Origin of the sequence: uncultured Desulfovibrio sp. (genome assembly GCF_902477725.1) — a bacterium.
Taxonomy (GTDB): Bacteria; Desulfobacterota; Desulfovibrionia; order Desulfovibrionales; family Desulfovibrionaceae; genus Desulfovibrio.
In genome coordinates, this window is record NZ_CABSIF010000012.1 from 25,430 (window position 1) to 51,303 (window position 25,874).

The window sequence follows — 25,874 nt, forward strand, 5'->3', positions numbered from 1 at the left end:
TCGTTCTGTCGATAATACAGCATTTTAAGAAGTGATACCACGCAATATGCCTGTGGGCAATTACCTGCTGTGGGCCCTTGCATTTCAAAACCCTTCAGCCACTGACTGGTTGCTCAACCTATAAAAAATTATCATTTCTGTAAAGACCTCCGACGCAAATTTGCAACTGGTCTGGCATATTCTACCAAGTTCGTCCAACATACCATTGCGTTATTTAACTAATTTTTTACTCAGCAAGAAATGAAAAATAATAAAGGCGCCCTCAGCCGAAGCCAGGACGCCTTATTTTATATATCTATGGAGGGGGCTAAAACACAGGCAGCATGTCTGCGCACTGTTTTGGCAGAACTCCTGCAAGACAGGCGCAGAAGAGCTTTGCCGCTCCGGCCCTGCTTCAAGCCTGATTAATGGCCGGTAATGCCATATTTCTTGAGCTTGTATTGCAGCAGACTTTTTGAAATTCCAAGATATTCTGCTGCCTTGACCTGTACAAGCTCCGCCCGCACCAAGGCACGGCGGATAAGCGCGGCTTCAATCTTTTCAAGCGTATCAGCCAGATCAAGCTGTACAGGCAGCAAGTCCACCGCGCTTTTGAACTGCGATTCTTCATCGCGGATCTCGGCGGGCAGGTTATCCACGTCAATAACATTGCCCGGCACCAGCACGAGGCAGCTTTCCACCACGTTTTCAAGCTGGCGGATGTTGCCCGGCCACTCGTAACCCGTGAGGTAGTTCAGCGCTTGAGTGCTGAAGGTTTTGGGCGGCATGGAATTGTCTGTGCAGACCTTTTCCACAAAGTGCGCCACAAGCAGGGGGATGTCTTCCCTGCGTTCGCGCAGAGGCGGCAGGGGAACCTGGACAACGTTGAGGCGATAATAGAGATCATCGCGGAATGTCCCTTTTTCCACCAGCGTGGCAAGATCCTTGTTGGTGGCTGCCACCACGCGGATGTCCACTTCAATTTCCTCACCGCCGCCCACGCGTTCAAAACGCCGTTCCTGCAGCACCCGCAGCAGTTTGACCTGAAGGTCAGGCGTGAGTTCCGCAATTTCATCCAGAAAGAGGGTGCCGCTGTCTGCCTGCTCAAAGCGCCCGCGGCGCATGGCGACAGCACCGGTGAACGATCCCTTTTCATGCCCGAAAAGCTCGCTCTCAAGCACACCGGGGTTCAGGGCCATGCAGTTCACCGACACAAAGGGCTTGTCCTTACGGGGGCTGGTATAGTGGATGGCCCGGGCCACCAGCTCCTTGCCCGTACCGGATTCACCGGTAATGAGCACCGTGGAGCGGCTGGGCGCAGCGCGCTCAACCATGAGCAAAACGTCCCGTATGGCCCTGCTGCGGCCCACAATCTTGTGGACGCCGTAGCGGTCTTCCATAACTTCCTGCAACAACCGGTACTGGCGGTGCGCCCGCGAAAGTTCCACGGCGTTGTGGATGGAAAGCAGCAGTTCGTCATTGGAAAAAGGTTTGGTGATGTAGTCAAATGCGCCGTAGCGCATGACTTCGACGGCGCTTTCAATGGAGCCGAAGGCCGTCATGATAAGCACCGGAATGTACGGCCAGTTTTTTTTAACCCGCTCAAGCACTTCGCGCCCTGTGACCTTGGGCATTTTCATGTCGGTCACAACAACGTCCACTTCGCTCTCGTCCAGAAATGCCAGTGCGGTTTCAGGGTCGCTGATGGCCGTGACGACATAGCCCTCGTCTTCAAGCAGGGTTTGCAACACCAGCAGATAGTTTTTTTCGTCGTCGATGATGAGAAGATGCGCTTTTTCGCTCATTATGTATCCTATGCGCCAGTTTGGGCTCTGGGCAGCAGAACCCTTACCAGCGCCCCGCCCTCGGGGCCGTTTTCAAGCTTGATGACACCGCCGTGGCTTGAGATGATCGACTGCACAATGGGCAAACCAAGCCCAGTGCCGCCGTCTTTGGTAGTAAAAAAGGGATCCAGCAGGTTGGGTAGCGTAGCGGGGTCAAAACCGGGGCCAGAATCAAGAAATTCAATGCAAACGTGGCCGTTGTCGTCAATGCGCCCTTTTATGCGCACAACGCCCGGCCCATCCATCGCCTGCTGGCCGTTCACAAGGATATTGTAAAAAGCCCGGTACAGCAAATCCTTGTCGCCGGGTGTAAAAAGCCCACTCTCGCACTGCCGTTCAAGCGCCACGCCGCAGCGCCCCATCTCGCCTTCAAGAAAGGCCAGAACCTGATCCAGCACCACATTCACGTCCACAACGTCCTGCTTGGGCTGGCGGGGGCGGGCGTAGTCCAGAAAGTCGTTGACTGTCTGCGAAAGGCGAACCGCCTCGTCAAAAATCGCCCCAAGAATACGGCGTGTGCTGGCGTCGGCCTTGTCGGTACGGCGTTGCAGCAGTTCGGCGCTGGAACGGATGATGCCTAGCGGATTGCGGATTTCGTGCGCGATACTGGCCACCACCCTGCCCATGCTTACCAGCCGTTCATTGCTGTGCAACTGGTTTTCAAGAACCCGGTTCTTGTACATACGCGCCGCCAGCACCCTCTCCGACCGGTGGATCAGCATGAGCAGCAGGCCAAACATGATCACAGACGAAAGCAGACACATGACAACAATGATGCCCTGAAACGTCAGCACCTGCTCATAGTCGCCCGTAATATCCTGCGTGAGCTCCAGCGCGCCCATGATGGGTGCTTCCTCACCGGGGTGCAGGGGTTCGCCGCGCAGGGGGTAAAGAATGCGCAGCACAAACGAGCCTTCCTGCAACGGCACACGAAATGGAGCCTGCCAGCCCGGCATGGTCGAGATGATTTCCGACCTCGGCGCTCCGCCTTCCAGAATGTCGTCCAGATATGGCGGGGATAAACCGGCGCGGCCCAGATCTTCCTTCTTGGTGGAATACGCCACCAGACGCGAAAAATCATAAATGCGCAGCCGCTCGACCGGCAATCCGTGAATGACGGACTTCACCACCTGATCCAGCCTGTCATACTGTTCTGGCTGGCGCAGGGCAATACGTCCGTAGCCCAGCAAGGTGGGCAAGGCGAACCGGCGAAATATCTGGCTGTTGAGATTTTCCACAAGCTGCTGGGCAAAGTTCTCCTGCCGTGTGAGCAGGGTCTCGCGCGCAGAGTTGGAAATAAAGAAAGAAAGCCCCAGGCTGGTCAGCAAAATGACCACCAGCGAGAGCCAGGATAATGTGCGGGCGTAACTTGGCAACGCGCTATCCGTGTCAACGGTCTGGGCGCAGGCATCCTCGCACTGGCGGATGCAGGCTTCGTTACGCTGCTTTTTTCTGAACATAGCAATGCCTTTGCGCGCACGGCGGCTCCGGGCGGCGCGGCACTTCTGCCACCACCGCTGGGGCGCAGGGAAAACGACCGCTACGCCCCGCCGCAAAGCCGCCGCTACGCGACAGGTTATAAAAACCCCAGGCATATCCGAAAGCCGCCGTCTGACGGCCACCGCCACTCCTGAAGCACATTTCGGCACACAGGCAAAGGGTTGCAACCAGCGCGGGACACCGTTTTTTTGCCCTTGGCAACGGTCCCGCACTGTTCACTTGCTTAAAACGTCTGTTCCATTTTGGGTACGGCAAGGTATTCCGCCAGATCGGCTTCTTCCTGCGCATAGCCGCCAGCCCCAAGCCGTGCGTTGGCAAGGCGTTTGCCCAGCTCCACTGCGGGTTGATCCAGCGGATTGATGCCCATGAGCCAACCCGTAAACAGGGTGGCCGCCTCAAGCAGCAGCATAAGCGAACCAGCGGCGCGGGGGCCGTTGTTGTGCATTTCCACATGCAGCAGGGGCACGCCGCTCTGGCACAGGGCCATACGGGTTCCCAGGGCCTCGGCTTCAAGCAGGCTGCCAAAGGGTTTGGCCCGCAGCCAGGCCCACTGATCCGGCACATCCATGCCGAAATTGGGCCCCTGCGCCTGATCGCGGCTGGTCAGGAAAATGCAGCCCTTGTTCCGCGGGCCGCTCAAAAACATCTGGTTGATGGAATGCTGATCCGTCACCCCGGTGGCTGGCACAGGCTGGCTGCCCTGCCCGTCCTTGCCCAGGCTTTCGGCCCAAAGCTGGGCAAACCAGTCGCCGTAGGCGGCCCACTGCGGAATGTAGCTGAAAAATATCAGCTGGCTGTAGCCCTTGTCTTCCAGAGCCTTGGCCCAGCAGGCCAGAGCAAACGAAGGATGATCAGCAACCTGCTCCGGATTTTGCAGCAGGGGGCGGGCAACATCGGCTGCGCCGTCCAGCAGGGCCTGCCAGTCTATGCCCAGAAAAGCCGCAGGCAAAAGCCCCACAGCAGAGAGAGCTGAATAGCGGCCGCCAAGATAATCCGGCACTTCAAGGGCGGTCAGCCCATAGCGGTTGGCTTCTTCGCGCAGGTAGCCCTTGCGTTCGTCGGTGACAACGATCATCTGATCCTGCCAGCCCTCGCCCACGCTGGCCTTAAGCCAGTCACGCACAAGAAAATACTGGGAGATGGTCTCAATGGTGCCGCCAGACTTGCTGATGCACACCACCACGGTTTCCGCGGGATTGAGCTTGCCGAGCAGGGCTTCAAAGCGCTCCGCACAGACATTGTCCGCAATCCACAGCCACGGGCCGCGATGAGCGGGGCCGTCCTGCCCCGGCGCAAAGGCCTGCTGCATAGCCCGCGCCCCAAGGGCAGAGCCGCCGATGCCCAGCACCAGCATATGCTTGTAGGCCTTGATGCGGGGAATCAGCGGGGCCATTTCCACTTCCAGTTTGGCGCGGAAGGGCATGGAAATAAAGGGCAACTCGCCGGATGCCAGCTCGCGCTGAAGTCTCTGGGCCACTTCCGGCGCGCGCGCCTTCAGGGCCGCAGCAGAATCAGCGTCAAGGCGATGAGCATACGCTCTCGACCATTCGAGCAAATGAGGCATGGATACCTCCTGTGGTGTTGCGCCGCGTTCTTGGTGGCGCATTACAAAAGTCGCAAGGGTTTGGGAGCAAAAAAACGCCGCCGCACGGCCTTGTAAGTCTGCGGACGCACGCCAAACCGGCAATGCCACAGGGCACAGGTATCACGCGCCGCACAGGCGCGCACCTCGACCCTGTCGCCAGCACAGCCCATGCACTGCCTGCGAATGGCCCGCAAGGCCTGACGTGCGGCTTGTTCCGCCGGGGCGGGGCATTCCTCGCCCGCCAGTGTGGCAAGCCGCCAGGCCCAAAGGGGGCACTCTTCATCCGCGCAAGCGCGAACCGCCTTGGCAGACGCACCCTGGCACTCCAGACAAAACTGCCGGATGGCTGTCAGAGAACCATTCTTGCCCCTGCCGGAATTTTTTGCGCGTTCTGCGTCCGTGGTCATCAGGATTTGGAAGCCCCGCAGCATTTCTTGTATTTTTTGCCGCTGCCGCAGGGGCAGGGATCATTACGCCCCACCTTGGGTTCCTGCCTGCGGTAGGCGTCAGGCCGCAGGGCCACGCCGTCCACATAATAAATCTTGTCGTCCTTACGCAGAAAAAAGCTACGCTCGCCCAACTGGCGGGGGATCCCCTCCAGTTCATAATAGGCATAGAATTCAACAACATCAAAAAGTTCGCCGTGTTCTCCGGCGGGAACATCGTTTTCGGTCGCGGCAATATCAAGACGCAGCCAGGTTATATCCCTGGTCTGCTCAGCCAGCTTGTCGGCGTCCACATTTTCCCGGTAGTCGGGATGCGTGGTTTCCACAAGCCACTGATGGCGGCCAAGCACATAGGCCGAATACCGCGAACGCATGAGGCTTTCTGCGTTCTGGGGCCAGGACGCGCCTTCAATATGGGGGCCGCAGCATTGGTCCAGAGACTGGCCGCTGCCGCAGGGGCAAAGTTGAGACATGAAAATTCCGCCTTGGTTTAAGCCCTCAGGGGGCATATGCAACACAATAAGCATAGCTTATGGCAAAGCAGGCGGCAAGAGCGGCAAGGCGGGATGAATGCGGCGGGCAAAAAAAAAGCGGCATGCACAGGTGACGCGCCAAGTGCATGCCGCAGGAGACCGAACGACCTTATCTGTCTTTGACCGGAGGAGAGAGCGGCCTTGGGGGCCGCAATTGGACAAGACAGCCAGGACGAACGGCGGTATTGGTCGCACCGGCTTCTGCCGCCGGGCTTGTGATTGAGTCAAAATTCAGTTCAAGCGTGCCGTTCTTGGCTTCTTCGGCGCGGGCAGTGCCAAGGGGCATGCCTTGCGCATCATAAACGGCGCAGGGTGTTCCCTTTGCGGGCGCGCGCAGACCATACAGCAGGCACCAGATGTGGCCGGATTGCGCTTGCGCGGCAGTGTCAGCACTCTGTTCCACGCGCACGATTTCTCCGCAGCCAAGGGTTGTCAGCTGGCGTATGTACTTGCTGCCAAGCCTGAACACCACAACCCCGCCCAGCAGGGCCAGACCACAGCATCCCGCAGCCAGCACAAAGGGGTTATAGCCGGTAACGCGCCGCAAGTACGAAGTAGACGCCGCCCGCATGGCGGTTTCATCGGCATGCACGACAACAGTATAGTGCTGCGTGGTGCTGGCAGCCGCACCCCTGAAAGAAACTTTCAGGGCGTAACTGCCGGGTTCCGCCACGGCATCGGCGCGCACACTGCCTCGCCACATGCCGTTGCCAAACCAGTAGCCCGCAAAGAATCCTTCCAGATCATAAAAAAGGGCCGGATTTTCCGGGACAAATTGCGCCTTGAGGTCGCTGTTGACGGGATTTTTGATGGTCAGCGGCCCGGATATGGACACGCTGCCGCCGGGCAGCAATTCGATCACATCCGCGCCAGACCTTGCAAGGCCTTGCAGGCCGTCAAGCATTCCCAGCAGGGCAAAACCCAGCAACAGGGCGCACAGAGCGCCCCAATAACGCTGCCGGGCACGGGTCTGGAGGCAGTTCTGCCAACCCTGACTCTTGATGAATTCCCCCATAGGTTCCTTCCTGCCCGCCTGTGGTATGGTCATGACACACGACATGCTGCTGCTCCCGTTTATCGGCGATCAATGACGGGGCACATGGACGTTTCGGCCACGTGCCAGCTTACAAGCCGCTGCCCGAGGCGCGGCAGTTCCACAAGGCTCTGAAACTCGGCGGGATATATCTGGCGCACCTTTTTGGTGAGCCAGAAGGCCCCTGCCCACGTAGGCACCGTGATGCCAAAAAACCATGCGCAGAACACCAGTTCCGAGGCCCCAGAACTGTGGGCCGACTGATACATGCCCACAAAGATCGCGCCAACCATGACTGCGTTGGCCGCAACCCGGATTATGCTGGAATAAAGGGTCTGACGGTAACTGTTCATTGATGCTCTCCTGAGTGTGTTTGTCCACCCGAGGGGCGCCGGAGCGGGGCGAACCGCTCCGGCGCGCAGGGTGGGGGTAGGCACCCTGGGGGGTTACTTCTTGAAGATGTTGGGCTTGGTCACGTTCATGATGCGCATGGCCTGGGCCTTGTCGGCATTGCGGTAGGCAATGCGCATTTCATCACCAGCGGTCCATACATAGGCCGGGTAATCCTGGGCTTCAGCAGGAATCTTGAAGGTGATCAAAGACTTCTGACGGCCAGAGTACACGGTGACGGTCTGCTGGTCCTTGTCGATAATGGGGAAGGTCTTGCCCTTGACCTTGGGATGGTCAGAGCCGACGTTCTTTTCCACATCGGTGAACTGCACGGCCAGTTCGCGTACGCTGTTGGTCTTCTGGTCATAGATAAGCACGGTGTTCTTGACCAGGTCGATCATCAGGCGGCCGCCCACGCTGGGAGTCGGGCCCATGTCTTTGGATTCCACAGGCAGCTTGAAGGTATGCGTGCCGCCGCTGTAGTGCGGGTTAAACTGATCGTGCGTCACGTCCACCACGATGGTGAGGGTTTTGGCTGTGGCATCAAAGGCCACGCAGCGTCCCTGTTCCACGCCTCCGTCGAAGTTGCAGCCGGTGAGCAGTGCAACAGAGAAGGCCATCGCCAGCATAAGCATCAGGTTACGAATCTTCATGGCGGGTCTCCTTCTAGTTGGCCGCGGGCTGGTTCTTCTTGGCGGCAATTTCCGCCTTGGCGCCCTGTACCATCTTGACGGTTATGTAAAGGGAGATAGCCGACACGAAGCCGAGCACGTCGATCGTAGCAGCCGGGCCAAGCAGCCAGCTCCACGCCGGGAATTCAGCTTCAACCAGCTTGCACACAACCGAGATGAGGCAGCCGATAACAGCCAGGCCGAACACGAAGCGGATGCCGTAACCCTTTACATACTTGGTGGCAACAACGCCGATCTGCGCGCCGATGGCCGCGCCGCACAGCATGATGAGAGCGGCAAGCAGTTCCACGCGGCCCTTGTATGCGTACGAAGCCGTGCCGTAGAGACCGGAGATGGCGACTTCAAAGAGGTCCGTACCCACCGCCAGATGGGTGGGGCAGCCGACAAGATACACCAGGGCGGGCATGCGGATAAGACCGCCGCCGATGCCGAGGATACCAGCCAGCCAGCCGGTGAAGAAACTGACGAAGATGGGCAGCCATGCGGAGCAGGTGATGTTGGCCTGCTTGAAGTGGAAGACAGGCGGAATCTTGATGGCGTGCAGGCGGGAGGCCCAGTCAACGCCGGTGGCCGCATGGTCAAGTTCCCTGTTCTGGGCCTTGGCTTCGCGTTCCTTCTTGCGGCGAGCGGCGATATCGTGAAATACAAGCCATGCCAGCAGCACAAGCAGGACAACGTACAACCAGCGCACAACCTTGTCGACGGAACCCAGACGTTCCAGCCACATGACCATCTGCGCGCCAACTTCCACGCCCACGATGGTACCAACCAGCATGGTCAGGCCCAAGCCGTAGTCAACGTTGCCGAACTTGCCGTGCCGCATGGTGGAGATAAGCGATTTACCCGCCATCTGCGCCACGTCGGTACCAATGGCAAAGGCCATGGGGAAACCAAGAATGTTAAGACCGGGGGTAACCATCCAGGCACCGCCCATGCCGAAGAAGCCGCCGATAATGCCAACGCCCAAACCAAGAATGACAAGGCCCGGCCAGAAAATGAACACGCCGGAAATGGGCATCAAAATATACAACCATTCCATAACTTGCCTCCTTCCGACTACTTTTCGGACAATTCGCGGTGCTTGAGGTCAATGCCGATATGCGTCATGACGATATCTGCCAGCCACCCGAGAATGCAGCCAGTAACCGGGATGATGGCCATAGTAAGAATGGCAAAAAAGAAATGGCTTTCATTATACATTTCAGCCCACCAGTACAGTATGCCGTCAAGCTTGCGCGTATCGGCGACCACCACAACGTTGGCAACCTTGCCGCCGCCAGCAGCCAGGGCCGCGCCGGGCAATGCCGCAACCAGCAGCGCGCAACCTGTAAGCCATGTCCAGAGCCTCTGCATCCTTTTCATAACTTCCTCCACATCAAAATGTGACGTCTCCACTTCAACCACTTACCCATTTTGCGATGCCTCCCGTCGGGGGCAGGCACCGCCTCGTTGCCTCGAATGTGAAAGTATTAGCAAAGGCTGTGCCATTGCATAATTATTGTCTGCAATTGCGCCTTTTTTTCTATTTTTGCGCGAAAAATCTTGTCACGAAGAGCAATGTTTTTTATACTCAGCTCAAAGATTGCGCTTTTTTGCACAAAACAGGGGAGCACCATGCGCTTACACAGAACACTTCCCCAGGGCAGCTCGCTGGAGTTCACGGCGTTCTTTATGAATCGCAGCCTTGCAAGCCGCATGTTGATGCTGGGCTTGCCCCTGCTGGCGCTTGTACTGCTGATTATTTTTACTGCTACGGGCAGTAGCATCGAGGCCATTCTTGATCGCGCAATTGCGCGCAATGCACAGCTTCAGTCACAGGCAATGAGCCTTGCTCTGGAACAGGCGCTTGAAGAAACGCGCAATCAGCTTCTTATTCTCGCTGCTGGCTCCATGGATCAAAAAGACATGGCCAACCGGCTCAAATTCCGCGCCAAGGCTGGCGGCTTGCGCTACAGGGAGCTGGCCTTTGAGGGTCTGGCCCCAGACAACCGCTATCTGCTTGTCAACACAGGCGGGGATATCATCAATGTTCCCATGCGGCAGGCCCTTGCCAGCCCCACCGGCCCCTTCCACTCCATTGCTTCTGAACACCGCACTGGGCACGTCAGTGTTGCCCAACCCGTGGAAGTGACCTACTCCATGGTGCCGGTTAAGGGCAGCAACCAGAACATCACCCTGCACGTGCTGCGTTTTTCCACCCCGGTTCATGATGCGGAAGGCACATTTGCCGGCTACCTGATGCTTTCTCTGGATCTGCGGGAGCTGCGGGATATCCTGTCCACCTACTCCGGCCCCAATGCACCCATTGCCGCGTCAGGCGATGAGGGGCGCGTGCGCACACTTTTTTTTGACCGCGATGGCTGGATGCTCTTTCAGTCCGAAGCGCCGGATGCTGGTCTGGCCCAGCGCAGCCTGGGCACAGATGCCGTGCGCGCTGGCTTTACCGGCGATTTTGGCAGGCCGGGATTTAACACCGCATTCCGGCCCAGCCCTGAACACATCAATTACTGGAACATGGTATCCGATGTGCAGGAGGGCAAGTCAGGCCAGCTCCCCCTTTCTGAAAACAGCTCCCTGTGGAGCAGCAGCCAGATGCGGGTGGAGAGGGTAAGTTACGTGCCGGTGACCTTCAGCCCGGTTTCGCAGGCAACAATTGTACTGGGCGGTCTGGCGGTATTGGACACCAGTTTTACCACCACGCGCACGGGCGTGCAGCTCATGGGCATCTATGTGGGGGCCTTTCTTGGCGGCATGCTGCTTTTGGGGCTGAGCCTTTGGTGGCTTGCGCGGCAGACGGGCAGATCACTCAATGCCGTAACTGCGGAACTTGAACGCTGCAACGCCGAAGGGAACGACAAGAATATAGATATGCCCCAAATGCCGCGAGAGCTGGAACGACTCAAGACTGGCATAAACACCCTGCTTGAACGCTTGCGCTTTGCTGCGGAGGCCCGCCGCCTGCGCGCCGCGGAGGATGATGCCCAGCAACAGCGCGAGCCAGTGGAAGATCTGCCGCATCCCGAAGACCTGCCCGTCAACAGCCTTATTGGCACATCACCCACCATGCTTGCCCTGTGCGACAATGTCCGCAAGGCTTCGCAGGTGATGGCCGATGTGCTGGTTGTGGGCGAAACCGGCACAGGCAAGGAGCTGGTTTCCGAGGCCATCCACAGGCTCAGCGCACGGGCTTCGGGGCCGTTCATTACCATCAATTGCGGCGCGCTGGATGAAAATCTGCTCATGGACACCCTTTTCGGGCATGTGAAAGGCGCATTCACCGAGGCGCGCGCGCCACGTAAAGGGGCTTTTCTGACGGCGCAGGGAGGCACGCTCATGCTGGACGAAGTGGGCAATGCGGCCCCCAAGGTGCAGCAGGCCCTGCTGCGGGCGCTCTCCACCAGGCGAATCAGGCCGCTGGGCAGCGATGAAGACGTACCTTTTGACACGCGCATCATTGCGGCCACCAATGCATCACTTATAGATGATTCGCAAAAAGGTACTTTCCGCGAAGACTTGTACTACCGGTTGGCCGTCATCACCATCAACACGCCGCCGCTGCGGGAGCGCAAGACGGACATTCCCTCGCTGGCGGTCTATTTTCTCTCGGAAGCTCTCAAGGCCAAGGCAAGGCTGAAAGCCGAGGGCGGAGCACAGCCCGCTGGCGGGCTGGCTGCAATGAACGCCGCCATGCCGCAGGTCAGCAAAGGAGCCATGGCCAAACTGATGGACTACGACTGGCCCGGCAATGTGCGCGAATTAAAAAACACCCTCACGCGGGCTCTGACATTCTGCGAAGGTGGCATCCTACTTGCAGAAGATATTCAGCTTGGCGCGGCTACCCAGCCGCAAAACGACGCCATCCCGGCAGGACAGAACGAAACTGCGGCAGCTCCGGCGCAGGAATCGCGCAAGCCGCAGGATGATCCTTGCGATCAGGGATTCTGCACAACGCCCCCTGCCGAAGATCCTGCATCGGCAGAAGGTTTGCCCGGCAGGCTGGTTAGCCCTGCGGCCGCAGATATTCCCATGCAGGCCTCAGTGGGCGACCCTGCCCCTCAGCCGCAAAACGAGGCATCCACGCAACTGGATACCCTGCTGCGCGGCAAGGACTCTGCGGACAAGCTCAATCGGCGCGTCATGGAGGTCTGGCCGACCATCGCGGCTTCGGGCAGCATCAGCAGGCAGGAATATCAAGCGCTTGCCGGGAAAAATATTTCCATGCGCACGGCTCAGTACGACCTGCAATTGCTTGTGCAGCTGGGGCTTGTGCGCAAAGACGGACGCGGCCCTGCGCAGAGGTATATTGTGATCGGGCAGGGACGCTGACAAGCAACTTTTACGCATCAGGCATTCAGCATCATCAGTTTCAGGGCATGACGAAAATCTGCGATCAAGGATATCCGTATGGCCTCTCTGCTGAGAAAACTGTTTGGCATTGCCCCTCGTGTTGGCCGCGAGGCGGCCATGGACGCCTTCAACAAACGCTATGTCTCGTTCAAGGAACTGCTCCAGGCCAATGCAGATCTGGCCGGGGTAATGGCCGGGCTGGACGCCACCCTGCGCGGCGACAAGCACATGGAAACCAGTGAAGTGCGCAAGCAGGCCCGCCGGGCCATATTCCACTGCGAGCGCATGGCCTCGACCCTGAGCGAAATGTCAGGGCAGTGCGACATTTCTCTGGGCAGCGCCGTACATTCCATTGCCGCGCGCATTGAGCACGAGCTGGATCAGCACACGCGCGGCGATGTGCCGCAGTTTACCCTGCCCCTCTCAGAGGTTGATGCCAGCATGGCCTACAGTGTCGGCGGCAAAAACGCCAACCTCGGCGAGCTGCGCAATATGCTGGATATGCCTGTGCCGCGCGGATTTTCCATCACTATCCGGGCATGCAGCTTTTTTTTGCTGCGCACGCCGGGCCTGTTTAAAAGCCTGTTCAGGCTGCTGAAATCTGTTGACCCCGAAAAACCCGCGTTAATTGCAGAAATTTCCAAAAATATTGAGCTGCTTGTGCTGGAAGCCCCCATCCCGGCAGAGGTTGAGCAAGCCCTGTTTGCGGAATGGGACGCCGCCTTCGGCAAAAACGCGGATGTGGTTGTGGCTCTGCGCTCCAGCGCCATTGCCGAGGACGGCGTGCAATCTTTTGCCGGTCAGTACCGCAGTATCCTCGGCGTTACCCGTCAGGATCTGCTGTCCGCCTTCAAGAAGGTGGTTGCCAGCCTGTTTTCGCCCCGCGCCCTGACTTACCGCGCCGAACACGGCTACGATCTGGACGCTACCGGCATGGGTCTTTGCTGTGTTGAAATGGTACGGGCCAAGGCAGCTGGCGTGGCTTTTTCCCGCCATCCGGTAGACCTGCGCTCCAACGCCACTGTCATCAACGGCCTGTGGGGTCTGGGCGAAATGGTCGTGGACGGATCGGGAACACCCGACCAGTGGCTTGTTTCCCGCGCCACAAAAAAGATCACCATGGCCACCATTGCCCACAAAACAGTGCGGCTGCGCCTTGTGCGCACCAAGACCGGCCTTGTGGAAAGCACGCTCGAATCCGTTCCCGATCCCCTGCGCGATGTTCCCTGCCTCAGCGATGATCAGGTGCGCAAACTGGCAGAAATGGTCATGGAACTCGAACGGCACTACCAGTATCCGCAGGATATGGAATGGGCCGTGGACGAAGACGACCAGATTATTTTGCTTCAAACGCGCCCCATGGGGCTGGACAGCGCCTCTGAGGAACATTCTGCCCCGGCCCTGCGCCACCTGCGCCCCCTGCTCTCAGGTGGCGACATCGCCGCGCGCGGCGTTGGTTGCGGCCCTGTTGTCCATGTGGGCGAAGGGGAAGACATGACGCACTTTCCCGAAGGGGCAGTCATGCTGCTTGCCCACTCCTCGCCCAACGCCATGGCGGCCATGCGCCGCGCCTCGGCCATCATTGCAGAAACAGGCAGTCTTACCGGTCACATGGCTTCCATTTGCCGAGAATTTGGCGTGCCGACCATCATGAACCTGCCGGGCGCCAACAGTATTCTGGCCGAGGAGCAGATCGTCACCGTGGATGCGCTTACCGGCAGAATTTTTGACGGCGAAGTGCAGGAGCTGCTGACCCTACGGCTGGTGAAGCCTCAGGCCAGACCCAGCAGCCCGGCGCTGGTGCTTTTACGACGCATCGCACCCTATATTTTACCGCTGCATCTGGTGGATCCGCGCGCGGATACCTTCACGCCCCGCCACTGCACATCGCTGCACGACATCATGCGCTATGTGCACGAATTGAGCTATTCCCAGATGTTCCAGATATCCGACAGAGTTACGGATCACTGCGCAGGCGTTGCCAGCAAGCTGGTCTGCACGGTGCCGCTTGATCTGCATGTGATTGATCTGGGCGGCGGGCTGCGCAATCCGGAATCCCGCCAGGTAACGCCAAACGATGTGCTGAGCGTGCCTTTCAAGTGCGTGCTTGACGGCATGCTCAATCCGGCGGTGCAGGCTCGTGGCCCACGGCCTGTAAACATGCGCGGGTTTCTTTCGGTCATGGGGCAGACCGCCATTGGCTGCAATGAGGAGGGCTGTTCACGCTTCGGCCAGCGCAGCTATGCCATAGTTTCCGACCGCTATCTCAATTTTTCGTCCCGAGTAGGCTACCACTACGCCATCCTTGACTGCTGGTGCGGCGAAACCCTGAGCAAGAACTACATCCGCTTTGAATTTGCCGGGGGCGCTGCCGCCAATGCCCAACGCGTAAGGCGTGTGCAGTGCATAGGCCTGATCCTCAAAGAGCTGGGCTTTACCGTTGAGATAACGGGTGATAGACTGCGGGCACGTTACCAGAAATACCCCAGGCATGAGCTGTGCGCGCGCCTGGATCAACTGGGACGACTCCTGATAATGACCCGCCAGATGGACATGCTCATGGTGGACGATGCAGCAGTGCAATCCTACGCCACCAAGTTCCTCAATGGCGAATATCATTAGCCGCACACCCTTTGCGGGGGTGGGCCCGGCCCCGCACGGCGGCCTGGGCCATCGCGGCACAACACGATTGAGGCCCCATGCCGCCCCTAGCCGCATCGCCTGCGCAAACCCCGGAAGGCACTGCCTTCCCTGATCCGCCGCAGACGTTATTAAGCCGTGATTTTGTTCTGCTGTTCTGCATGACCATGTGCTGCAACAGTTTTGTGGCCGTCTTTTACTGCTTTGAGCAATGGCTCGAAGGCCTCTCTGTCAGCCCGAACTGGCGGGGAGTGCTGCTCTCTTCCATGTTTGTCATGGTTCTGATTTTCAGGCAGGTGGCAAGCGTGGTTCTGTTGCGCCGTGGCAAACTCCTGCCCATGGGCATTGCCATCATCATTTCAAGCGGCGTCATGCTGGCCTACCCTTATGTGGGTGGCTCCCATATTATTGAGCTGATTCTGCTGTTGCGCGTGGTACAGGGCATTGCCCTTGCCTTTTTCTCCTGCTGCACGGTGTCCGTGCTGGTGAGTTGCATACCCAAGGGCCAAAGCGCGCGTGGTTTTGCCATCTTTTCGCTCACCCTGCTGCTGCCCTATTCCATCATTCCGGCAGTGGGGGAACAGATACTTGCCCTGCTCGGGGGCGAACCCCACCTCTTTGCCTTCACGGCCCTGCTGGGCATTCCCTCCCTGCTCATGCTGGTGCCGCTGGCACCGCGCCTGCGCAAGCCAGAAATGGCCCAGGAGGCAGAAGGCGGCATGTCTGGTCGGGAATTATGGCATGCAGTGAGTCATTCCGGCCTATTTTTTGTGTATATGGCCTGCATGACATTCAGCATCATGACAGTGCTGGCCATCTTTTTCATGAAGGGTTTGTGCTCCATCACCGGCGCGCACCCGGCGTGGTTTTTCAGCACCTATACGCTCACCATCATTCTGGTGCGTCTGGTGGGCAGCCACAGGCTCGATACGCTGCCGCGCCACAGGATTACCATTCTGTGCAGCATCCTTCTGGTCTGTTGCATGCTTGGGCTGGCCTGGGGGCCGCTGTGGGCCTTCATTCCTCTCACCTTCCTGTACGGGCTGGGGCTGGGGCTGCTCTACCCCCTGCTGGCGGCCATGGTCTATGACCGCTCCACACCCACCACACGCTCCATCAACTCCAATGTAATGATGGCCACCTTCGATTCCAGCGGTATTTTTGCCCCTATAATCGGAGGATTGGTTATGTACGAGGGCTTCGGTTACCGGGGTGTTTTTGTGGCCACGGCAGTTTCCATCGGCCTGTGCGGCCTTTCCATGGTGGCCGACAAACTGCGCGTTGCACACTGGCAACGGCAGGGCCGCCACATAGCTTAAGCACCAGACTCTACAAGCGCAGGGCAAGAACCCGGTCAACAGCAGCCATGCGATGGCGAGCGGATGTGCCGCTTTTGACAAAAATGCAATAATATATCATTTCATTTTCTGGCGCAAAAAACGCTTACATCCTGATCCAGAAACATGGGAGAAATGATGAAAAACCTGATTCTTGTGACGGCCTGCACAGTTCTGTTCGCAGCCGCCCCCGCGCTTGCGCATGGCCCGCACGAACACGGCGCAGCCCGCCTGGACGTGGCTGTGGAAGGCAATATTGTAGAAATCAGCCTCGAAAGTCCCCTTGCCAACGCCTTGCCCTTTGAGCACGCTCCCCGCGATGCAGCCCAACGCCAAGCCGTGCAGAACATGGCGGCAACCTGGCATAAGGCAGAAAATATTTTTGTTTTTCCCGCCGCAGCCCAGTGCCGCATCAAAAAGGTAACGCTAGAATCCGAGGCCCTACCCGAGGCCCTGCTGGGAGCAAAGCCAGCCACGCAGCCGGAACAGGCGCAAGCATCAACGCAGAACGCGTCTGCCGCCCCCGAGGTTGAACCCAAGGCACATGCAGACCATGACGAACACGCCGGGCACGATGAACACAGCGGGCACGCAGATCTGGACGCGTCCTTCACTTTTGAATGTGCGCAGCCCGATGCCCTGCACGGCATGGACGTGCGTCTTTTTTCCGCATGGCCAGCTCTGCATGAGCTGCGAGTGCAGATAGTCAGCCCCACAGGGCAGCATGCCGCAGAGCTGAACGAACAGGCCCACACCCTCAAGTGGTAACTCCCATGAATTCCGATACGCCAACACCACCGCAAGCGCCTTGCAGCACGAATGCAGGCGAGCAGGCAGTCCTGCTTGAAAACTGCACCTTTTGCTGGCCCGGTCAGGAGGAAGAAACCCTGCGAATCCCTCTGTTCAGTGTGGGCAAAGGGGAGACGGTCTTTCTTTCCGGCCCCAGCGGCGGGGGCAAAAGCACCCTGCTCAGCCTCATTGCAGGGATACTGCAACCAGCTTCTGGCAGTGTGCACGTCAACGGAATTCGTGTGGACACCTTGCCCAGATTCGCCAGAGATTCCTTTCGCGGCGGCACCATCGGCCTGATATTTCAGCAGTTCAATCTTGTTCCGCATCTCTCCATGCTGGACAATGTGCTGCTGCCCTGCCGTTTTTCGCCCATACGCACCGCACGGGCAACGGAAACGGATGGAAGCCCGGAGCACTCCGCGCAACGTCTGCTTGAGCGTCTTGGCCTTGGGCCGGAACTGTGGCGCAAAAGCGTAACCCGCCTTTCTGTGGGGCAACAGCAGCGGGTTGCCGCCGCCCGCGCCCTTGTAGGCTCGCCCCCGCTGGTCATGGCTGACGAACCCACCTCTGCGCTGGATGCGGAACGGCGGGCGGATTTTCTGCACCTGCTGCTACGCGAAAGCGCCGAGGCCGGATTAAGCCTGCTGTTTGTCAGCCATGACCTGTCTCTGGCGGATTTTTTTGAACGCCGGGTCCGACTGGCAGAGATTAACCGGGCCGATGCCAGCAGGGCCGACAAGGGAACAATCCCGCAGGGGGAAACCGAATGAGCCGTTGGCGTTTTTTGTTGGGGCTTGCCTGGTCGAGCGCCTGGAACCGCCGGGGAACCCTGAGCCTTGTGGTATTTTCCATAGCGCTTTCCACCACCTTGCTGCTCGGTATGGAGCGAGTGCGCACTCAGGTGCGCGATAATTTTATTCAGGCCGTTTCTGGTACAGATATGGTGGTCGGGGCACGCGGCAGCGAGTTGCAACTACTGCTCTATGCCGTGTTCCACATGGGCAAAGCCACCAACAACATGGGGTGGGACAGCGCCCAGCGCATTGCCCAGCGCAAGGACGTGGCCTGGACTATCCCCCTGTCGCTCGGCGATTCGCACAAGGGATTTGCCGTAGTTGGCACTACGGGCGATTTTTTTACCCAGTACCAATACAGCAGGCGCATGCATCTGCAATTTGCGCAGGGCGCGCCTTTTGACGGCATCTTTGATGTTGTGCTGGGGGCGGAGGTTGCCAGCAAAGAGCACTACAGGCTGGGCGACAAGTTGGTACTCAGCCACGGCTCGGGCAGCGCCCACCTTGCCCAACATACGGACAAGCCCTTTACTGTTTGCGGCATTCTTGCGCCCACAGGTACGCCTGTGGATCGAGCTTTGTACATCAGCCTTGCCGCCATGGAGGCCATCCACATCGACTGGCAGGGCGGCGCGCCTGTGCCGGGTTTTCATGTGCGGCCAGATCAGGTAACCAAGTTCAGCCTCGCGCCCAAGAGTATTACGGCGGTGCTAGTTGGCCTGAAAAACCGCGCCCGCGTTTTCGCCGCGCAAAGGGAAATCAACGCCGACCAGCAGGAGGCCCTCATGGCTGTTATGCCTGGGGTGGCGCTGGATCAGCTGTGGAGCCTGCTGCGCTCGGGAGAAAATGCCTTGCGCGTCCTTTCCTGGCTTGTAACTGTTGCAGGGCTGGCGGGCCTTGTGGCCGCCATTTTGGCAGGGCTGGGTGAACGGCGGCGCGAGCTGGCCGTGCTGCGCGCGGCAGGGGCAAGCCCTCTGGACATTATGGCCCTCCTGTCGTTTGAAAGCACACTGCTGGTCGTTGCGGGCGCTCTGGCGGGAACTGCCGCCCTGGCTGCCCTGTTGGCTGTGTTTGGCCCGGTGCTGGCTTCGGGCTATGGGCTGAGCCTTACGCTCACTCTGCCCACAACCGCCGAGTGGCGCTTGCTTGGCTGGATTGTGGCCGCTGGCTTTGCCGCCGGGCTTATCCCGGCATGGCGGGCCTACCGCATGAGTCTGGCTGACGGCCTCAACACCTCTGTATAATAAAGGAACCTGCCATGAAAACAGCCTCGTCCACAGGGCGCATCCTCTGTATGCTGGCAGCATTGCTGTGCGGCTTGCACAGCGCAACTGCCCTTGCCCTGACTGACGATTACGAGCGGCAAAAAATCGAACACTGGCAGCCCTCGCGCGAAGATGCGGACACTGCCGCAGCCGCAAAAAAGAGCGGGAAATACACCGAAATCACATGGGACAAGCTGATTCCGCCATCATGGAATCCCGCAAAAGTTTTTGACAAGTTCAATTTTGACAAGTTCAGCGATGACGACCCCAGAGCGGACAAGGCCCTGAAAGAATTTCAGGCCCTGTGGAGCAACGCGCCAGCCAACAAGGCCTTGGGCGGCAAGCTGGTTCGCATAGCCGGATTTGTGGCTCCCCTTGATTTTCTGGGCGGCGATGAACTGGCCGAATTTCTGCTGGTTCCCTATTTCGGCGCGTGCATTCACGTGCCGCCGCCCCCGGCCAACCAGATCATCTACGTCACACTGGACAAGCCGCGCGGCATACAGATGATGGACACCGTGTGGGTATACGGAAAGCTTGAAATCGAAAAAACAGAAAGCGACATCGGCGATGCGGGATACCGCATCAAGGCTGAGGCGGTGGAACCCTATGTGGAAGACGAAAACAACTGATCAGGCAGAACCTGCCTGCTGTCAGGCGGAAACATCGTGCTGTCAGTCAGACCAGCCGCGCATGGGTCACACTCTGCGGCTTACGCCCTTGCGGCGCATGGTGCTTGCCTATCTGCAACAGGCTCAGGAACCCGTTAAGGCCTATGACATCCTTGATGCCCTGCGCGGCAAATCCTCCAAGGCCCTCACGCCTGCAAGCGTCTACAGGACGCTTGAATTTCTGCTCAACCAGGGCCTTGTGCACAAGATCGGCTCACTCAATGCCTTTGTGGCCTGCGCGCAAGCCTGCCAGGAGCCTCATGCGCCCGTGTTCATGCTGGTATGCCCCGGTTGCCGCAAGAGCCGGGAGGTAGACAATCCCGCGCTGTATCAGACCATCTTTTCCACCATGCAGCAGCAGGGCTTTCAGCTTCAGGGCGACACGGTGGAACTGACCGGCATCTGCCCCCAGTGCGCGCAAATCGGTGCGGAATTCGGCGCGTGACGGATTAATACAGAGTATTGCGGTTCTGAGCCAGCGATAGCCCCGCAAACGCAAAAGGCGGCGCGGTTCTCCATAACAGAAAAAACGCGCCGCCTTGCCCTGTCCGGAAAACAGACGGGGTGAGAATGTTGGCAAAGTCAACTCAAGGGTAAATCAGAAAGCAAAGTTTGGTAAAAGCGAAGGGCCGTTGCAGGCCCTTCGCTTTTTCAGTTATTTTTCCGTGTCTTCCCCGCCCTTGGCCTCGGCCTTGGCTTTTTTGACGCGCGGGGTTCCGGTGCGGTGCACTACAAACTTGCTGATGGAAGGTTTGCGGTGCACTGGCTCCTGATGCAGACATTTTGTGGGGCATTTTTCCACACACGCGGAGCAGTACACGCACAGGAAGGGATCATAATTCCACTTTCCGGCTTTTGCATCCACGGTAATAGCATCAGTTGGGCATACTCTTGCGCAGGAACTACAGAATATGCACTTTTCAACCTCGTTGGTGATCACGCCGCGATAAGCGGGGAAGGGTTCGCGCTCTTCCAGAGGATACAGCCGCGTGGCTGGCTTGCCCGAAAGATTGCGCAGCACGTTTGGGAGCATATACATGGGCTACCTCTCTGTGCAGGAGATGCACGGGTCGATACTCAGCACGATAACCGGCACGTCGGGCAGTTTGCAGCCCGGCAGCATGTGCAGCAGGGGCGGCACGTTGGCAAAGGTGGGCGTACGCACGCGCATGCGCTCCAGATTCTTGGTGCCGTTGGCCCGTATGTAATAGAACAGCTCGCCGCGGGGCTGCTCCACACGAAAGACCGATTCGCCCTCGGGGTTGCCAGTGACCTTTACGGTCAGCTCGCTTTCGGGCAGGCGGTTCAAGGCCTCGCGGATAAGCTCTATGGAGTGCAGCACTTCATAAAAGCGTACCTTGGAGCGGGCGTAGCAGTCGCCATCATTCTCAACCACGGGAATGAAGTTGAGATCCTTGTAAGCGGCGTAGCCGTGCATGCGTTCGTCGATTTCCCAGCCGCTGCCGCGCAGGGTGGGGCCGGCAGCGCCAAGCAGGCGGGCATCGTCCTTGCTCAGGTAGCCGATGCCGCGCGTGCGTTCCTGCACGGTGTAGTCGTCAAGCATGGTGCGGGTAAGTTCGCGCATGCCCTTTTCCAGTTCATCCAGACGGCCATGCATCCAGCGTATCTGATCGGGGCTGAGGTCGCGGCGCACGCCGCCAACCACGTTGACCGAAAGGATAACGCGGTTGCCCGCCGTGGCTTCACAGATGTCCATGACATGCTCGCGGATGCGCCAGAACTGCTGGAACACGCTTTCGAAGCCAAACGAGTCGGCAAACAGGCCGAGCCACAGCATGTGGGAGTGTATCCGGTGCAGTTCTGACCAGATAACCCGCAAAAACTGCGCGCGCGGCGGCGCTGTAATGCCCATCATGTCTTCAATGGCGTTGCAGTAGCAGTTGGCATGAATGCACGAGCAGATGCCGCAGATGCGCTCGACCACAAAGACCATCTGATTGTAGTCCTTGAGCCGCACAAGGCTTTCAAGCCCGCGATGGACAAAACCAAGCTGGGGCACGGCCCCGACCACGGTTTCATCTTCCACCACAAACTTGATGTGCAGCGGCTCGGGCAGTACGGGATGCTGCGGCCCGAAAGGAATCACGGTTGTGCGGTTGCTCATGCCTTCTCTCCTTTGGCCGTGTCATCCTTGGCGGCCTCGGCCTTGGCGGCAGGCCGCCGGACCGTGGTCATGGTAAAGTACGGCGCGTGGGTGACTTCGCCTTCCAGATACATGGCCCCCTGGTAATCCAGAGGCAGATCAGCAAAATGCACCCCGAACTGATCCTGCGTTTCGTTCTCAACGAGGACAGCACAGAAATATACGGGCGTGATGCTGGGGATGGCGTCGTTCTTGTTCACATCCATGCGCAGATGCACCATGCCCTTGGCGTCAGTGGGTTCCCACACGCACAGCTCGGCGTTGTGGCGCAGGTCGGACATGGTGAGGTTTACGTCAAAGTGATAGAAAAGCCGCAGCGTGTTTTCGTCCATGACGGTCTGCGACATGGTCACAAAACGGTATTTGGCGTTGGCAAGCTGCTGCACTTCTGAAAGCAGCGTTTGCGGCGTCACTTCCTTGGCTTCAAAAAACATGGCTCTATCCTTTCCGGGTTAACCCGCGTTTTGCTGTGGCTTGTCGGGGGCTTCTTCCGGCGCGGACTCCGCCTGCGGCGTCATGTCGGGAGTGCCGTCCTCATCGCCCGGCATAAAGGTGGGCACAGGCTCGGGGCCAAGGCCCATCTTGGCCTTGAGCACGCCAAGGGCCTGCACCACGCCGTCAATGATGGCCTCGGGTTTGGGCGGGCATCCGGGCACGAACACATCAACAGGAATGATGTTGTACGCGCCGTTCAGCACATTATAGGTATCCTTGAACACGCCCCCGGAAAGGTTGCAGGCTCCGATGGAAACCACGGCCTTGGGCGAAGGCATCTGTTCGTATATCTGCTTGAGCACATGCTGGTTGCGGTGGTTCACCGTGCCTGTAACCAGCAGCACGTCGGCATGCTTGGGGTTGCCCGCGTTGACCACCCCGAAACGTTCTACGTCATACATGGGCGTCAGACAGGCCAGCACCTCGATGTCGCAGCCGTTGCAGGAACCGCAGTCAAAATGAACTATCCACGGAGACTTCAGGCGGCTCCGCTTGATCATATTGTCGACGAAACCCATATTCCGGCCTCCTTACGCCACGTACAGCCATAAAAGATTAACCAGGGCCAGGCCCATGCCGAGCAGCAGAGACTTCTTTTGCACCATCCACTGCCACGTCAGACGGGCGGTGATGTTGTCGATAAGAATTTCCGTGAACAGTGAGGCGCCCACAAGAACGGCCATTCCCACACAGCTGGTGTGCCAGAACATGGCGCACAGCCCAAGAATAAGCACAAGGTCAAACCAGTGGGCAATTTCAATCAGCGCAAGGTACGGGCCGGAATATTCGGTCTGCACGCCGCGCACCAGTTCCTGGTGGCCGTGGTGGCAGGCCGCGATATCAAAGGGCGACTTGCGCAGTTTGATTGTCAGGGCGTAACCCAACGCCAGAAACAGCAGGGGCATCTTGAGCAGCAACGGCTGCTCGAGATGGAACACTGCGGCAATGGAGAACGAGCCCGTGCACATGGCAAAGCCAACGAACACCAGGATCAGAATAGGCTCATAGGCAAGCATGAGCAACAGCTCGCGCTGCGCGCCCACGTTGCTGTAGGGCGAAGGCACGCATATAGCGCCAACCACCTGAAACACCGCGCCCACTGTGAGCACGAAGAACAGCAGTAGCAAATCCCCGCCCATGAAGAAAATCAGCAAGGCAAGCGCCGATGAAATCAGCGTGATATACGCGCTGAACACCAGCCATGCGTTGGTAACCTGGGGCTGTTTGCCCAGCAGTTTGAGGATGTCGTAAAAGGGCTGGAGCAGTGGCGGACCAATGCGCGACTGAAGACGCGCCGTGATCCGGCGATCCAGACCGGTAAGCAGGCCGCCCACCAGGGGCGACAGGATCAACCCGCCGATAGCGCTGAAGATGGTGAGCATTACAGCAGACCTCCTACCAGAACGACCAGGAATGCGATGGAAATCATGTCGATAGCCCGCGTGATCTTGCTCTCGCCGAAATACTGGCAGAGATAGAAGTTGGATACGCGCACTGGCTCAAACACATTCATGGGACCCTTGAAGCCCACCACGCCGTCCTTTTCTGCCGCCAGGCCCGAAAAATACGGCTGCGCATGGGCAGACTCAGGTGTTCTGCGGGATTCTCGCCATGCAAACCACACGCCCAAGCCAAGAAGAATGAACAGCAGATAAATCCACACATACCCTTCTGCGCTGGTCAGGGTTGCGCCGGGAATAAAGCCTTCAGTCTGCAAGTTAAAGCGCGCGTAAACACCCGAAACAGAAGGCTCCACAAAGGTCTTCAGCACCAGGGGTGAAATGAACGAAAACACCACGGCAAGCCCGCACAGCGAACGCAGCGCAAACATGACCGAGGGCTTGGGATTACCGTGAGCCGCATGCTCGTGCATCTTGGAAGACGACACCAGCACACCGGCCCAGCGCGCCCAGAAGAGCACGGTAAAGGCCGAGCCAAGCGCCACAAAGAAGACGATGGGCGTCATGGCCTGAGTGGCGCGTGCAATGGCTTCTATGGCCATCCACTTGCCTATGAGCATGCCAAAAGGCGGCAGCATCATGGTGAAGATGCCGATCACAGTGATAATGGCTGTGCGGGGCATTATACCGTAAAGGCCGCGCATGTCTTCGATATCGCGCGAACCAATGCGCTGTTCAATGGCGCCGACGCACATGAACAACAGGCCCTTGGATACGGAGTGGTAAATGATGATGGTCGTTGCCGCCATCATGGATGCAGCGGTATTGATGCCCACACAGGCGATGATCAGCCCGAGGTTGGCGATTGTGGAATACGCCAGAACCTTTTTTGCATTACTTTGACTGACCGCAAGAATACATGTGGCCACAAAGGTAAACGCGCCGAACAGGGCCACGATGGTGGACATGGTGGTTCCCGCAAAGGCCGGAGCCATGCGCAACAGCAGGTAGGTGCCCGCCTTGACCATGGTAGCCGAGTGCAACAGGGCCGAAACTGGCGTTGGCGCAACCATTGCGCCGCACAGCCAGCTCTCGAAAGGAACCTGCGCCGACTTGGTAAAGGCCGCCAGACAGAAGAACGCAAAGGGCAAGAGAATGGCCGTGTTCTTTACGTCTATCGAGGTCATCTTTTGCAGCACGAGCTCGGTCGAAAGCGTGCCAAGGCTTTTCTGAATAAACAGCATGGCCGAAACAAAGGCCAGACCGCCCAGAACGTTCATCCACAATGCGCGCTGGGCATTGGCCTTGGCCTCGTCTGTCTGGTCATGCCCTATGAGCATGAAGGAACACAACGTTGTGATTTCCCAGAACAGGAACATCCATGAAAGGTTGTTGCAGAGCACCAGGCCGTTCATGGCGCCAAGGAAGCAGAAAATAATGGCAAAAAATCTGGGCTGGCGCGAAACACGCAGATGCAGATGCTCTTCGTGCAGATCCATGTAGCCCATGCCGTAAATGGTAATAAGCCCGCCGACCACGCTGATGATGATCACCATGATGAGCGACAGGCCGTCTGCCACAAAGGCAGTGATGGGCACTTCATGCCCGGGAAGAACAAATTTAAGGTATAACAGACCAATCAGTTGCAGCAGGGTCATGCCCATAATCAGGCGGCTGCCCAGCTTCCAACCTATGCCAAGAATGTAAACCAGCAACAGCAAGTCCAGCACGCTGAACACAGAATCGGCAGACAGACCAAATATGGTGTCTATCTCAAGCCGAAAAGCGCCGTTCGCTCCCAGGATCACGGCTGCCACCGCCATGACTGTGACCGCTGCAGGCACTATCAACTTGCGAGCGCTGCTGCTTTGCGTGAAATACAGCACAAGCGCCATAATAAACGGCAGTGCTACACAACAAAAAACAAGTGTACTCATCTTCTTTGCCCCACTACATTGCGAGTTGTG

Annotated in this window: 24 protein-coding genes; 8 read left to right on the top strand and 16 right to left on the bottom strand. The window is 58.3% G+C overall.

Annotation, left to right across the window (positions count from 1 at the left end; translation table 11 throughout):
* Nucleotides 1-404: 404 nt before the first annotated feature.
* The 10 genes from RDK48_RS11590 to RDK48_RS11635 form a co-directional block, all read right to left on the bottom strand.
* On the bottom strand, nt 405-1,784 hold the full coding sequence (locus RDK48_RS11590) for a sigma-54 dependent transcriptional regulator (protein ID WP_298994042.1): 1,380 nt from the start codon (nt 1,782-1,784) through the stop codon (nt 405-407).
* An 8-nt stretch (nt 1,785-1,792) separates the two neighbouring features.
* A complete protein-coding gene (locus RDK48_RS11595) occupies nt 1,793-3,283 on the bottom strand; it encodes an ATP-binding protein (RefSeq protein ID WP_298994040.1) in 1,491 nt (496 codons plus the stop codon).
* A gap of 263 nt (nt 3,284-3,546) precedes the next feature.
* Nucleotides 3,547-4,887 (bottom strand): glucose-6-phosphate isomerase, encoded by a 1,341-nt coding sequence (locus RDK48_RS11600; RefSeq protein ID WP_298994038.1) that lies wholly within the window; start codon nt 4,885-4,887, stop codon nt 3,547-3,549.
* A gap of 41 nt (nt 4,888-4,928) precedes the next feature.
* On the bottom strand, nt 4,929-5,315 hold the full coding sequence (locus tag RDK48_RS11605; protein ID WP_298994037.1) for a hypothetical protein: 387 nt from the start codon (nt 5,313-5,315) through the stop codon (nt 4,929-4,931).
* The gene (locus RDK48_RS11610) at nt 5,315-5,827 is read right to left on the bottom strand and encodes a YchJ family protein (RefSeq protein WP_298994035.1); all 513 of its coding nucleotides are present in this window, start codon (nt 5,825-5,827) and stop codon (nt 5,315-5,317) included. The genes RDK48_RS11605 and RDK48_RS11610 overlap by 1 nt, the downstream gene beginning before the upstream one ends.
* 169 nt (nt 5,828-5,996) lie before the next feature.
* On the bottom strand, nt 5,997-6,902 hold the full coding sequence (locus RDK48_RS11615; protein WP_298994033.1) for a hypothetical protein: 906 nt from the start codon (nt 6,900-6,902) through the stop codon (nt 5,997-5,999).
* Nucleotides 6,903-6,961: 59 nt separating this feature from the next.
* Nucleotides 6,962-7,273: a hypothetical protein gene (locus tag RDK48_RS11620; protein ID WP_022658266.1), complete on the bottom strand. Its 312-nt coding sequence runs from the start codon at nt 7,271-7,273 to the stop codon at nt 6,962-6,964.
* 93 nt (nt 7,274-7,366) lie between these two features.
* Complete coding sequence (locus RDK48_RS11625) at nt 7,367-7,963, bottom strand: DUF4881 domain-containing protein (protein WP_308587967.1); 597 nt, start codon at nt 7,961-7,963, stop codon at nt 7,367-7,369.
* A 13-nt stretch (nt 7,964-7,976) separates the two neighbouring features.
* Nucleotides 7,977-9,041: a sulfite exporter TauE/SafE family protein gene (locus tag RDK48_RS11630; protein ID WP_298994029.1), complete on the bottom strand. Its 1,065-nt coding sequence runs from the start codon at nt 9,039-9,041 to the stop codon at nt 7,977-7,979.
* Nucleotides 9,042-9,058: 17 nt separating this feature from the next.
* Nucleotides 9,059-9,364 carry a DVU0150 family protein gene (locus RDK48_RS11635; RefSeq protein WP_022658263.1) on the bottom strand — a complete coding sequence of 102 codons (306 nt, stop codon included), beginning with the start codon at nt 9,362-9,364 and terminating at the stop codon, nt 9,059-9,061.
* 252 nt (nt 9,365-9,616) lie between these two features.
* Here RDK48_RS11635 and RDK48_RS11640 point away from each other — a divergent pair, with 252 nt between their 5' ends.
* The 8 genes from RDK48_RS11640 (at nt 9,617) to RDK48_RS11675 (ending at nt 20,293) form a co-directional block, all read left to right on the top strand.
* Nucleotides 9,617-12,328, top strand: a complete 2,712-nt coding sequence (locus tag RDK48_RS11640) for a sigma 54-interacting transcriptional regulator (RefSeq protein WP_298994024.1) — start codon at nt 9,617-9,619, stop codon at nt 12,326-12,328.
* Nucleotides 12,329-12,406: 78 nt separating this feature from the next.
* Nucleotides 12,407-14,971 carry a PEP/pyruvate-binding domain-containing protein gene (locus RDK48_RS11645; RefSeq protein ID WP_298994022.1) on the top strand — a complete coding sequence of 855 codons (2,565 nt, stop codon included), beginning with the start codon at nt 12,407-12,409 and terminating at the stop codon, nt 14,969-14,971.
* A gap of 77 nt (nt 14,972-15,048) precedes the next feature.
* A complete protein-coding gene (locus tag RDK48_RS11650; RefSeq protein ID WP_298994020.1) occupies nt 15,049-16,308 on the top strand; it encodes an MFS transporter in 1,260 nt (419 codons plus the stop codon).
* A 156-nt stretch (nt 16,309-16,464) separates the two neighbouring features.
* Nucleotides 16,465-17,094: a DUF2796 domain-containing protein gene (locus RDK48_RS11655; RefSeq protein WP_298994018.1), complete on the top strand. Its 630-nt coding sequence runs from the start codon at nt 16,465-16,467 to the stop codon at nt 17,092-17,094.
* Nucleotides 17,095-17,099: 5 nt separating this feature from the next.
* Nucleotides 17,100-17,888 (top strand): ABC transporter ATP-binding protein, encoded by a 789-nt coding sequence (locus tag RDK48_RS11660; RefSeq protein WP_298994016.1) that lies wholly within the window; start codon nt 17,100-17,102, stop codon nt 17,886-17,888.
* Nucleotides 17,885-19,156: an ABC transporter permease gene (locus RDK48_RS11665; RefSeq protein ID WP_298994015.1), complete on the top strand. Its 1,272-nt coding sequence runs from the start codon at nt 17,885-17,887 to the stop codon at nt 19,154-19,156. The genes RDK48_RS11660 and RDK48_RS11665 overlap by 4 nt, the downstream gene beginning before the upstream one ends.
* 14 nt (nt 19,157-19,170) lie before the next feature.
* On the top strand, nt 19,171-19,809 hold the full coding sequence (locus tag RDK48_RS11670) for a DUF3299 domain-containing protein (protein WP_298994013.1): 639 nt from the start codon (nt 19,171-19,173) through the stop codon (nt 19,807-19,809).
* The gene (locus tag RDK48_RS11675; RefSeq protein ID WP_298994011.1) at nt 19,787-20,293 is read left to right on the top strand and encodes a Fur family transcriptional regulator; all 507 of its coding nucleotides are present in this window, start codon (nt 19,787-19,789) and stop codon (nt 20,291-20,293) included. Before RDK48_RS11670 ends, RDK48_RS11675 begins: the two co-directional genes overlap by 23 nt.
* Nucleotides 20,294-20,503: 210 nt before the next feature.
* Here RDK48_RS11675 and RDK48_RS11680 read toward each other — a convergent pair whose 3' ends face one another.
* From RDK48_RS11680 to RDK48_RS11705, 6 genes are read right to left on the bottom strand one after another with little or no spacing between them, the layout of a single operon-like run.
* A complete protein-coding gene (locus RDK48_RS11680) occupies nt 20,504-20,887 on the bottom strand; it encodes a 4Fe-4S binding protein (RefSeq protein ID WP_298994009.1) in 384 nt (127 codons plus the stop codon).
* A 3-nt stretch (nt 20,888-20,890) separates the two neighbouring features.
* A complete protein-coding gene (locus RDK48_RS11685) occupies nt 20,891-21,973 on the bottom strand; it encodes a nickel-dependent hydrogenase large subunit (protein WP_215647835.1) in 1,083 nt (360 codons plus the stop codon).
* A complete protein-coding gene (locus tag RDK48_RS11690) occupies nt 21,970-22,446 on the bottom strand; it encodes an NADH-quinone oxidoreductase subunit C (protein WP_022658253.1) in 477 nt (158 codons plus the stop codon). The genes RDK48_RS11685 and RDK48_RS11690 overlap by 4 nt, the downstream gene beginning before the upstream one ends.
* A gap of 18 nt (nt 22,447-22,464) precedes the next feature.
* Nucleotides 22,465-23,025, bottom strand: coding sequence for an NADH-quinone oxidoreductase subunit B family protein (locus tag RDK48_RS11695; RefSeq protein WP_022658252.1), 561 nt, complete (start codon nt 23,023-23,025; stop codon nt 22,465-22,467).
* 12 nt (nt 23,026-23,037) lie between these two features.
* The gene (locus RDK48_RS11700; protein ID WP_298994005.1) at nt 23,038-23,889 is read right to left on the bottom strand and encodes a respiratory chain complex I subunit 1 family protein; all 852 of its coding nucleotides are present in this window, start codon (nt 23,887-23,889) and stop codon (nt 23,038-23,040) included.
* The gene (locus tag RDK48_RS11705; protein ID WP_298994003.1) at nt 23,889-25,844 is read right to left on the bottom strand and encodes an NADH-quinone oxidoreductase subunit L; all 1,956 of its coding nucleotides are present in this window, start codon (nt 25,842-25,844) and stop codon (nt 23,889-23,891) included. The genes RDK48_RS11700 and RDK48_RS11705 overlap by 1 nt, the downstream gene beginning before the upstream one ends.
* Between the last annotated feature and the right edge of the window lie 30 nt (nt 25,845-25,874).